General features: G+C 42.8%; 9 protein-coding genes. 5 read left to right on the top strand and 4 right to left on the bottom strand.

Annotated features, from left to right (window positions below; all coding sequences use genetic code 11):
• Nucleotides 1-527: 527 nt before the first annotated feature.
• Nucleotides 528-1,193, top strand: coding sequence for a class I SAM-dependent methyltransferase (locus LC586_RS26160; RefSeq protein WP_229488152.1), 666 nt, complete (start codon nt 528-530; stop codon nt 1,191-1,193).
• 499 nt (nt 1,194-1,692) lie between these two features.
• On the opposite strand, the gene LC586_RS26155 is transcribed toward LC586_RS26160, so the two are convergent.
• Nucleotides 1,693-3,411 carry a fasciclin domain-containing protein gene (locus LC586_RS26155; protein WP_229488151.1) on the bottom strand — a complete coding sequence of 573 codons (1,719 nt, stop codon included), beginning with the start codon at nt 3,409-3,411 and terminating at the stop codon, nt 1,693-1,695.
• A 729-nt stretch (nt 3,412-4,140) separates the two neighbouring features.
• Between LC586_RS26155 and LC586_RS26150 the strand changes: the two genes are divergently transcribed.
• On the top strand, nt 4,141-4,308 hold the full coding sequence (locus tag LC586_RS26150; protein ID WP_229488150.1) for a hypothetical protein: 168 nt from the start codon (nt 4,141-4,143) through the stop codon (nt 4,306-4,308).
• A 419-nt stretch (nt 4,309-4,727) separates the two neighbouring features.
• On the opposite strand, the gene LC586_RS26145 is transcribed toward LC586_RS26150, so the two are convergent.
• From LC586_RS26145 to LC586_RS26135, 3 genes are all read right to left on the bottom strand, one after another.
• Complete coding sequence (locus LC586_RS26145) at nt 4,728-5,936, bottom strand: NupC/NupG family nucleoside CNT transporter (protein ID WP_229488149.1); 1,209 nt, start codon at nt 5,934-5,936, stop codon at nt 4,728-4,730.
• Between the two features lie 297 nt (nt 5,937-6,233).
• A complete protein-coding gene (locus LC586_RS26140) occupies nt 6,234-6,584 on the bottom strand; it encodes a hypothetical protein (RefSeq protein WP_229488148.1) in 351 nt (116 codons plus the stop codon).
• A gap of 377 nt (nt 6,585-6,961) precedes the next feature.
• On the bottom strand, nt 6,962-8,362 hold the full coding sequence (locus tag LC586_RS26135) for an amidohydrolase (RefSeq protein WP_229488147.1): 1,401 nt from the start codon (nt 8,360-8,362) through the stop codon (nt 6,962-6,964).
• A gap of 81 nt (nt 8,363-8,443) precedes the next feature.
• Here LC586_RS26135 and LC586_RS26130 point away from each other — a divergent pair, with 81 nt between their 5' ends.
• From LC586_RS26130 to LC586_RS26125, 3 genes are all read left to right on the top strand, one after another.
• The gene (locus LC586_RS26130; protein ID WP_229488146.1) at nt 8,444-9,238 is read left to right on the top strand and encodes a cysteine hydrolase family protein; all 795 of its coding nucleotides are present in this window, start codon (nt 8,444-8,446) and stop codon (nt 9,236-9,238) included.
• A gap of 4 nt (nt 9,239-9,242) precedes the next feature.
• Nucleotides 9,243-9,371 carry a hypothetical protein gene (locus tag LC586_RS40830; protein ID WP_267921730.1) on the top strand — a complete coding sequence of 43 codons (129 nt, stop codon included), beginning with the start codon at nt 9,243-9,245 and terminating at the stop codon, nt 9,369-9,371.
• A gap of 147 nt (nt 9,372-9,518) precedes the next feature.
• Nucleotides 9,519-9,974 (top strand): cupin domain-containing protein, encoded by a 456-nt coding sequence (locus tag LC586_RS26125; protein ID WP_229488145.1) that lies wholly within the window; start codon nt 9,519-9,521, stop codon nt 9,972-9,974.
• Nucleotides 9,975-10,193 lie beyond the last annotated feature (219 nt).

Here is a 10,193-nt window from a genome sequence, read left to right as displayed (position 1 = left end):
GGATATTATTTATGGACGGAGGGAACCCCGTTCTTGCTGTGTCGAGGCAACGTAAGACCAATAAACCGCAAGGTGGAAAGGCTGTTGTCGTTGAAACCGGAAGCCCACACCCTATCTGTACTCAGATAGGTGTTGGGTAGTTCACTTAACATATCTCTGATATCATGTCTGCTTGATTACTTATTAAACCCGAAGAACCCCACCCCGACAATCGTCGCTTCGTCTCCCCTAAGAGCAAGCGAGGAGGGGAATAAGGAGTGGGGTGCAATGACTGTGGGAATCATAACTAATTATTCGCACACGATATTAAATGCTCATTAGCTTGGTAAACAGCAATTGCCGCTTCTTGTTCACTGCGAAGTGGTATATACTGACAAAACCCTTTGTTGCTTTGATACCTAGTGAGCTTGCGGACATGACTAGGAGTAACACCTAATAGCAGTAAATTGTTTGCTCACTTGGGATTCCTGATAAACCACTCTTGGGCAATAGTATAACTGTAGATTCTTTCAATTCTCTCATCTACCATGCCAAAACAGTCTATAGGTCTTGATAACCAACTATATAATTATCTTTTGTCCGTCTCGCTGCGAGAACCGGAGATTCTTTTGAAGTTGCGCCAAGAAACCGCCAGCCATCCCCGAAGTGGAATGCAGATTTCACCAGAACAAGGGCAGTTTATGAGACTTTTGGTGCAGCTCATTGGAGCCAAGAAAACCCTGGAAGTTGGAGTATTTACAGGTTATAGCTCACTTTCTGTAGCTTTGGCACTACCTGCTGATGGGAAGATTATCGCTGCTGATGTGAGTGAAGAATTTACTGCGATCGCCCGGCGGTATTGGCAGCAAGCCGGGGTTGCCGATAAAATCGATCTGCGATTGGCACCAGCTTTAGAAACTTTAGATCATCTATTAGCAACTGGCCAAGCCGAGACATTTGATTTTGCTTTTATTGATGCTGATAAAGAAAATTATGATGGATATTATGAGCGATCGCTGCAATTGGTGCGTCCAGGTGGATTGATTGCTATTGATAATGTTTTGTGGTCAGGACAAGTTGCTGAAGAGCAAAATCAAGATGAAAGCACCCAAGCTATCCGGGCGCTCAACGATAAGTTACATCATGACGAACGAATAACGCTCTCTCTTGTCCCCATCGCTGATGGGCTTACTTTAGCCATCAAGCGACCTTAATACACTTTGATGCCAAGTTACTATTATAGCTGTTTTCAATTTGGTGCAATACAGTAGGGGCGCAGATTTGTCATATCATGTCCGCTTGATTACTTATGAAACCCGAAGAACCCCACCCCGCCAAAGCTATGCTTTGTCTCCCCTCCCGAAGAGCGGGGAGGGGTTGGGGGTGGGGTGTAATGACTGTGGTTAGCGTAACTATTTATGCGGACATGATATCATACGTGTAAACTTAAGCTCAAACGCTTATCCCACTGGCGTTTTACCCCACACGCCAGATGCTCCACGCAGGTGAACCCCAAGACCGCACTGGCTCCCCTTAATCCCCTCCCGAAGAGCGGGGAGGGGAAGTTTTGTCTAAAGCCAAAACTGGGGTGGGGTAACGCGGATCATGATGCTAAGTGAGTGAACTCAATATCAAGTCTTTACAAGGGTTTCACATTAAGTTGACACCAATGCACATCTGTCCTACCCTACCGCGTGTTTTACTTCTATTTACTTAGAAATTGTAGCCAAGTCCTAATAGTAGCCCTACATCAGTTTCATCCAGAAAAGCAGCATTTACAGCACCTGTCACCGTAAATCGAGAACCAATAGGAAGGTCTACACCACCAGTTAGCAGTAATCCAAAATCAGTATCGAGATTAACTTCAATGGCGACACCAGCACCAATATAAGGAGATATAGCGAAGGTTCTTTCGCCCACCGACCCTGCTGTGCGGGGAGAAAAATCCAAAGTCAAGGGAACCATAAACAGTGTATCATCTCCAAAGATCACCGATGGTCGCACTGATATATTGCGTGTCAGACCAATTTTGCTGATTGCTGCAAAGTTACCGTCGCTCAGAGCTGTATCGCTGCCACTCAAACCAATGTTACCAGCAACACCAATATAGCTAGGCCCACCAAGAGTAGTTCTACCTGGCGTTACCTCAGGCGTTGTACCATCTGTGGTTCCTGTTGGCGGCTGATTTAACTGACTGATGTTAATATCAGGCGGGACGAGGACTTGGTTAATTGCATGGATAACACCATTGCTAGCTTGGACATCCGCCTGGATAACTTGGGCATTATTCACCGTGACTTGATTATTAGTCCGATCTATTTGAATATTTACAGGGCTTTCTTCAGAGGTTCTCAGTTCTCCAGCCGAGAGTTGACTAGAAGTTACTGCACCAGGAACCACATGATATCTCAAAATCTTAATCAATGCTTCTCTATTTTCTGGTTGCTGTAACTGCTCTAGGGTAGCAGCAGGCAAAGCAGCAAATGCTTGATCGGTGGGAGCGAAGACTGTATAAGGGCCAGGCTGTTGAAGAATATCTGTTAAACCAGCTGTCTTTAATAAAGAAGTCAGAGTTGTCAAAGAAGTACTGGATGCAGCAAGAGAAACAATATCATTACCAGTTTGAGTGCCGCCAGCAGTTCCACCGACAATATATTGACTAGCTGGAAGATTGCTAGCAATGGGTTGCACCCTTCCCTGTCTAGCCAAAGCTTGATATAAGAGTGCCGCAGCTTCAGCACGAGTCAGGGGCTGTTGCGGATTGAGTTGTTTTATATCTGGATAATTAACAACAATATTAGATTGTGTTGCTATTGTCACACTACTAACAGCATAGTTCGGGATAGCTGAGGCGTCGGTGTAGTAGGTGCTGAGGTCACTACTGGCTCCAGTGCTACTAGCAGTTAAACCCAAACCATTCGTTAAAGCAACGATCGCCTGTACCTTCGGTATTTGTTCAGTTGGTCTAAACACGTTCCCAGGATAGCCTGCCAGAAATCCAGTTTCGTAGGCGTTCTGAATTGCAGAAGCCGCCCAATAGCCAGCAGGAACATCCTTAAATCCACCTGCGCTTAATTGCCGAACTCGATTTTGGTTAGGGAAAGCTTTTTGAATTAGGGCGGCAAACTCAGCACGAGTCACACCTTGATTCGGCCTAAAGCTGCCATCAGGAAAGCCAGTAATCACGTTATTGTCAGCTAAAGCTTGAATGAAGGGACGCGCCCAATAATCTGAGGAAACATCAGACAAGTTTACTGTTGAAGTAGGCGAGGGTGTCGCAGGTGATTGTGTTTCAGGTGATGGTGTTGCAGATGGGACAGTATTTTGAGATGAAGCTGGGGCAGAAATTACTAGGGGAGTTATTGTAGCAGCTGTCATTCCCAGAACTACTAAAGCAACCCTTGCTGATGGCCAACGAAAGAAACTAAACATGGAAATATCCTCTATTATCTAAATGTTCACCACACATAGTACAAAATTTATATTTGGTTTCTGAAAAACCGCATATAACACTAATAAGCATAAGCAACCATATTGTGGTATATGGTATGTTGCAAAAATAAAGTCACTTACGCGCAAGTAGGCGATTTTATTCAGTTATAAAATCGCAGCCAATCACTAGTATAATTAGCTTTTAATAGCCGTCTCTTTATAATTGCAGATGAGCGTTAATGCCGTCAAGCTAAATGCATCATGATCTTTAGCAACATTTAAGAAATAAAATTTGTCTTGGCGATATCATGTATTATTATTCTTTGAGCAAAATTATACAACTAACTAATGGCTGGATTTCGAGGAATAACTTTCACTCTTTAGATAGTTGTCTGTGATGGTAAATTTTCAAATGTTTGACTGAAAATTAGCGATCGCAATCAAAAATTTTGGGCATGATTGCGCCAAGATTTTTGGCTAGGAATTATTTTTTTGCAAAATACAATTTTATAAAAATGAACCCACGGATAAACTAGGATTTTTGAAAGGTGTCTAATATGTAACAATTTTGCTCATAACTCCTCTGGAGGTAGGGCAATAAATCCAGTTTTACTCCACCCTTGAACCCAGTGTTTTCACATAAGTGCAAAGTATTCTCGCGTTTTGAGCTAGTCAGAAGCATGACTATAAAAAAGTTTTAGTTATAGATTTGCTAGGGCAAATCTGCAATTGAGATTAGTAATTGAGTTGGTTGTACAGGTTTGGCAACGTGTTTTTGAAACCCATCTGCTAAGACTCGATCGCATCGCTTTCTCCAGCATAGGCGGTAAGGGCGATCGCAGGAATTTCCCCTCCTCTTCCTTTGGCATTCCTCTGAGTACGTTAATCAGGTTGTAGCCATCCGCCGCACACCAGATTCAAGCAAGATTTACCTGTTTTGCGGGCAGCGATCGCTGGGTGATATCATGTTCGCATAATTAGTTATGATTTCCACAGTGATTGCACCCCACCCCTTAATCCCCTCCCCGCTTGCGGGGAGGGGAGACGAAGCGCAGCTTTGGCGGGGTGGGGTTCTTCGGGTTTAATAAGTAATCAAGCGAACATGATATGATACCATTTCACTTTAATAATGATACAAATACGCTCTTTTGGGGCATGGCATTGCCATGCCCCTACGAGAAATCTATATGTATCAGGATTTTCGTGAATTGGTATGAGTCTCACTGGGTACTGAATTCTGATATCATGTCCAGCTAATTTGTTGCAGTTACCACATCTGTGCAAAAATCGGAAAACCCTCTTTCCCCCTGCCCCCTTCAAATCAACATTCCAGCAATACAAGCGGTAATAAAACCCGCTAACAATCCGCCAATCATTGACCTTACACCCATGCGAGCTAAATCATGCTGGCGATTAGGTGCTATTCCAGTAATGCCGCCAATGGTAATTCCAATTGAACCTATATTTGCAAAATTACATAAAGCATAAGTCGCAATAATTACTGCACGTTGGGAAATTTTACCACTTTCAATTAGTGCCTTCAAATCCAAAAAAGCAATAAACTCATTCAGAATTGTCTTTGTACCCAATAAAGCCCCCACTTGCCGACAATCAGCCCAAGGTACGCCCATCAGCCAAGCTACGGGAGCCATAATAAAAGATAAAATCCATTGTAATGACAGTTGCTGTAAACCCACAAATGCCCCCAACCATCCCAACAGTGCATTCAGGGCAGCTAATAATCCTAAAAAGGCAATAATCATCACCCCAACATTAACTGCTAACTTCACACCATCAATAGCTCCCGTCGTAGCAGCATCAATTACATTTACATAATTGGTTTCTACATCCGCTTTTGCCTTACCAGCCGTCTCTGATACTTCTGTTTCTGGGTACAGCAATTTTGATACCACCAACGACGTGGGAGCAGTCATAAAAAAAGCAGCAATCAGGTGTTCTGCTGGTATCCCAAAGGAGAGATATGCCCCTAATACTCCACCCGCAATTGTGGCAAAACCACCCGTCATCAGGGCATGAAGTTCTGATTGCGTCATCTTCGCTATGTAAGGTTTAACCATCAGCGCCGACTCTGTTGGCCCCAAAAAGATGTTACCTGCACAAGATAAAGATTCAGAACCCGATGTTTTCATCGTCTTCATCATTACCCACGCCATCACATTTACGACTCGCTGTAAAATGCCGTAGTAATACAAGACGCTGATGAAGGCAGAGAAAAAGATAATTGTCGGCAGCACTTGGAAGGCAAAGAAATGATCCTTAAAATTTTCTCCAAAGACAAATTTAGCACCAACGTCAGAAAATGCTAAAAATTGGCTGACAATATCTCCCAGAGATTTAAACACAGTCAAACCCCAAGGAGTTTTAAGAATCACTATCGCCAATGCAAACTCCAATCCCAAACCCCAAGCTACTATTCGCCAACGCACCGCACGACGATTAACCGAGAAGGCGTAGGATATACCGATAAAAACTAAAATCCCCAACGCAGAAATAGCGCGTTCCATGTTTACTCCCGAAAATGTATGGCAAAGGCACTTGGCCACAAAGCATACACAAAAATCCGCGTATTTTTATGGGTTTGTAGTCAATTACTATGTTATTGGGCAAACTCATGAAAAGACCGGAACCGTCCTGCCTCAAAATCATCTAATCTTTGTTGAATCCCCTTTATAGCGGACATGATATAAAACGCAATACTGCGTAGGTTTTGCGTAAAAAATAACTCCAATGTAGGTTGGGTTGAGGAACGAAACCCAACATTTTCTTTCTCTTTGTTGGGTAACACGAATGTTCAACCCAACCTACAAATCTTCAAAACCTACGCAGTATTGATATAAAACGTCATTTTGCTTACCACGCCAAAATGAGTAAGTAAACTGGGGTTTGAGAAAGCAAAAGCTGATTTGGCTTGCGGAAAACACCAAAATGAGTAAGTAAACTGGGGTTTGAGAAAGCAAAAGCTGATTTGGCTTGCGGAAAACACCAAAATGAATAAGTAAACTGGGGTTTGAGAAAGCAAAAGCTGATTTGGCTTGCGGAAAACACCAAAATGAATAAGTAAACTGGGGTTTGAGAAAGCAAAAGCTGATTTGGCTTGCGGAAAACACCAAAATGAGTAAGTCATAAGGCATTTTGAGTAAGTCAAATGCCATTTTGATAAAGCATTTCAGTATTTTGAGAAAGTAAACAGGTATTTTGATAAAGCAATTAGGCCTTTTGATAAAGTAATCAGCAAATATACCTGGCAATTAAAAATCACAGATATACTTTCAAAGCCGACGCTCAAATAAATTAAAAACTTTTCGGTATAATCTCTCAAGCACAAACAAAGGTAATTGTCAGCTTACGTACCTTCTCCTGCCTCCTGAATACAAATTTTTGACCAAAATCCGTAACATGAAAATATTTAGTCAAATCGATTGATGTTTTTCCATAATTACTCGCTTGAACCACATCACTGATATGACCACATTTTGTCTCAATTACTAAAGCACGAATTTTCTGCCGCAGTTCTGTATTTTCTTGTCTTTCACAACCCCATAACCTTGCGATAATGTGCTTCAATTTGCGCGACAGTTTCAGACTTACGCTTTGTCTCCCATTGACTACGATTAAATAATTCTTGTCGCAATTGCTCAACGTTAATTGTTGTCACTTTACCATCAGCAACAATTTGTTTGCCATTTACCCAAGCACTATCAACAACATTGGTAGGACGACCTAAGACTAATAAGCCAATAGGATCTGTACGAGGTAGTAATGATAAATTGGTGAGGTCATAAAGTACCAAATCAGCTTGTTTACCGACAGTTAAGGAACCGAGTTTATCTGCTATATTCAGTCCCTTTGCACCTCCCAATGATGCCATTTCCACAGCTTGTCTGGGTGTAATCCAGTGTTGATAATTTGAGTCTGTAATATTATGTAAAATAGAACCCATTTTGATTGCTTCTAGCAAATCTTGAGAGTCATTACTAGAAGCACCATCGCAACCAAATGTTACATTTACTCCAGCTTGGCGATATTTTAAAATCGGAGCGATGCCACTGCCTAAACGCAAATTACTTAAGGGATTATGAACAACTGTAGATTGAGTTTCGGCGAGAATGGCGATATCAGCATCATTTAACCAAACGCAATGGGCAAGTGTTGTACGATCGCTCAAATATCCGATTCTTTTCAAATGTTCCACAGCAGTACAACCGTACTTTTCTTGGGCGAGTTTTTCCTGTGCCCTGGTTTCGAGTAAATGGGAGTGACGACAAAGATTATAGCGATCGCTTAACTCAGTACATCCCGCAAATAAAGCATCAGTACACAATTGTATCCCTGTTGGTGCAACTAAAATATTTATCCCCTCATCCGGGCGATGAAATTGTCTCACCGCCTCTTCGATAATTTCCAGCGTTGCCGCAGTTGAGCGAAAATAAGGTTCATGCTTTTGGGCTGATTCCCCAGATGGGATACCTGCGGTGAGGGATTCATCTTGAATTAAGGGGGCGATAAAGGCACGAATTCCCACTTCTCTGTAAGCGCGAGTTGCAATGGCGATCGTTTCTAACTCAAGTCCCGGAATTAACACCAGATGATCTACTACACTCGTCCCACCGGAAAGTAGAGTTTCCACCGCAGTACCCAAGGCGCTGAGATAAACCTGTTCGGGATCGAGGGGGGCAAAATCATACAGTTCCGCCAACCATAATTCTAAAGGGAAAACTGACATGATTCCCCGTTGCCACATCTCTGATGAGTGGGTGTGGGCGTTGAAAAAGCCAGGTAGCAATAGCTTATTTTTGCCATCTATAGGTGTGCCGATTATTTGTAGATTGGGGGCAATGGCTGCAATCGCACCATCTATAATCTGTACATCTACCGTTGCATAATCATCATCGGCGGCAATCAAAACATTTTGGATGGTGAAATCTAGCATATTTAACCTTGATTAAGTAATTGTATTCTCAAGTGAATTTCAAGTTACAAAATAGAAAATGGCGTTGGGTATTGCAATTTTATGAATTTACCATTACGGACATTGGGAGTTCCACCAAATGCGTGGACAGTGAATGATGCGATCGCAGATATCACTCGTCCTCAAAAGACCCCACAACCCGTTATTTTATCAACAGAAACTAAAACCCTGCGCCTAGACTTGGCAAAAGCTGCTATCCTCGTCATTGATATGCAAAACGACTTCTGTCACCCTGATGGCTGGTTAGCGCATATCGGCGTGGACGTAACTCCGGCGCGTCAGCCTATTGAACCTTTGAACAAATTACTTCCAGAACTGCGTGAGGCTGGTGTTCCAGTCATTTGGATAAATTGGGGAAATCGTCCCGACTTGCTAAATATTAGTGCTGCTTCACGCCACGTCTATAATCCCACAGGGGAGGGTGTGGGATTGGGCGATCCACTGCCAAGCAATGGTGCTAGAGTACTCATGGCAGGTAGTTGGGCCGCAGCAGTAGTAGACGAACTAGAAAAAATTCCCGAAGATATTTGTGTGGACAAATACCGCATGAGTGGATTTTGGGATACGCCATTAGATAGTATCTTGCGGAATTTGGGAAAGACAACATTATTTTTTGCTGGTGTTAATGCTGATCAATGTGTGCTAACTACCTTATGTGATGCCAACTTCTTAGGATATGATTGCGTGTTAGTTAAAGACTGTACCGCTACCACTTCTCCTGAATATTGTTGGCTGGCGACATTGTACAATGTCAAACAATGCTTCGGTTTTGTCACTGACTCCCAAGAGATTTTAACAGCGCTGCAAAAGGGTGAGGAGTTTGGAGTTAGGAGTTAGGAGTTTGGAGTTTGGAGTTTGGAGTTTGGAGTTTGGAGTTTGGAGTGAGGAGTTTGGAGTTTGGAGTTTGGAGTTTGGAGTTTGGAGTTTGGAGTTTGGAGTTTGGAGTTTGGAGTTTGGAGTCAGGAGTTAGGAGTTAGGAGTTAGGAGTTAGGAGTTAGGAGTTTGGAGTAATTAGCGGTTTTGTGATTTAGAGATACAACTAACGACTCAATCAATATTCAGGACTTGGATTTTAGGAATTTTCATGCCCATCGGTAACTTCAGAGGGGATAAATAAATGTACGCTACTCGTTGTGTAATTCCGGTTATCAAATCTAGCAAAGATTACCAAGTATATCGCATCAGCCCCGACGCCTCGAATCGATTAGCAATTATCTTCGATTCGACAAATGCTAATACTTCCTTGACTTGCTGCATAGAAATTTTTGATGTTGGTGGACAAACACCCCCAAATCGCCATCAGTGGGCGGTGGAAATGTTTTTCGTCCTCAAAGGCGAAGGGATCGCCATCTGTGACGGCAAGAGTGCCACAATCAAAGCTGGAGACAGTTTATTAGTGCCTCCCACTGGTACTCATTTGATTAAAAATACTGGTTCTACTCGCTTGTATACATTGACTGTTATGGTTCCCAATGAAGACTTTTCGGAATTGATTCGCAGTGGTATTCCGGCGGAGTTAGATGCAGAAGATATGGCAGTACTGGGGAGATTCGATGCTTTGATGCCCTGTTAAAATAATTCGTAATGACGCTCCTACGTCGCTAACGCTGCGCTAACGTAATTCGTAATATCATGTCCGCATAATTAGTTATGATTCCCACAGTCATTCCACCCCACCCCGCCAAAGCTACGCTTTGTCTCCCCTAAGAGCAAGCGGGGAGGGGATTAAGGGGTGGGGTTCTTGGGGTTTAATAAGTAATCAAGCGGACATGATATAATTCGTAATTTATTG

The organism is Nostoc favosum CHAB5714, from assembly GCF_020829495.1.
GTDB lineage: Bacteria > Cyanobacteriota > Cyanobacteriia > Cyanobacteriales > Nostocaceae > Nostoc > Nostoc favosum.
This window is presented reverse-complemented; position numbering and strand designations above follow the sequence as displayed.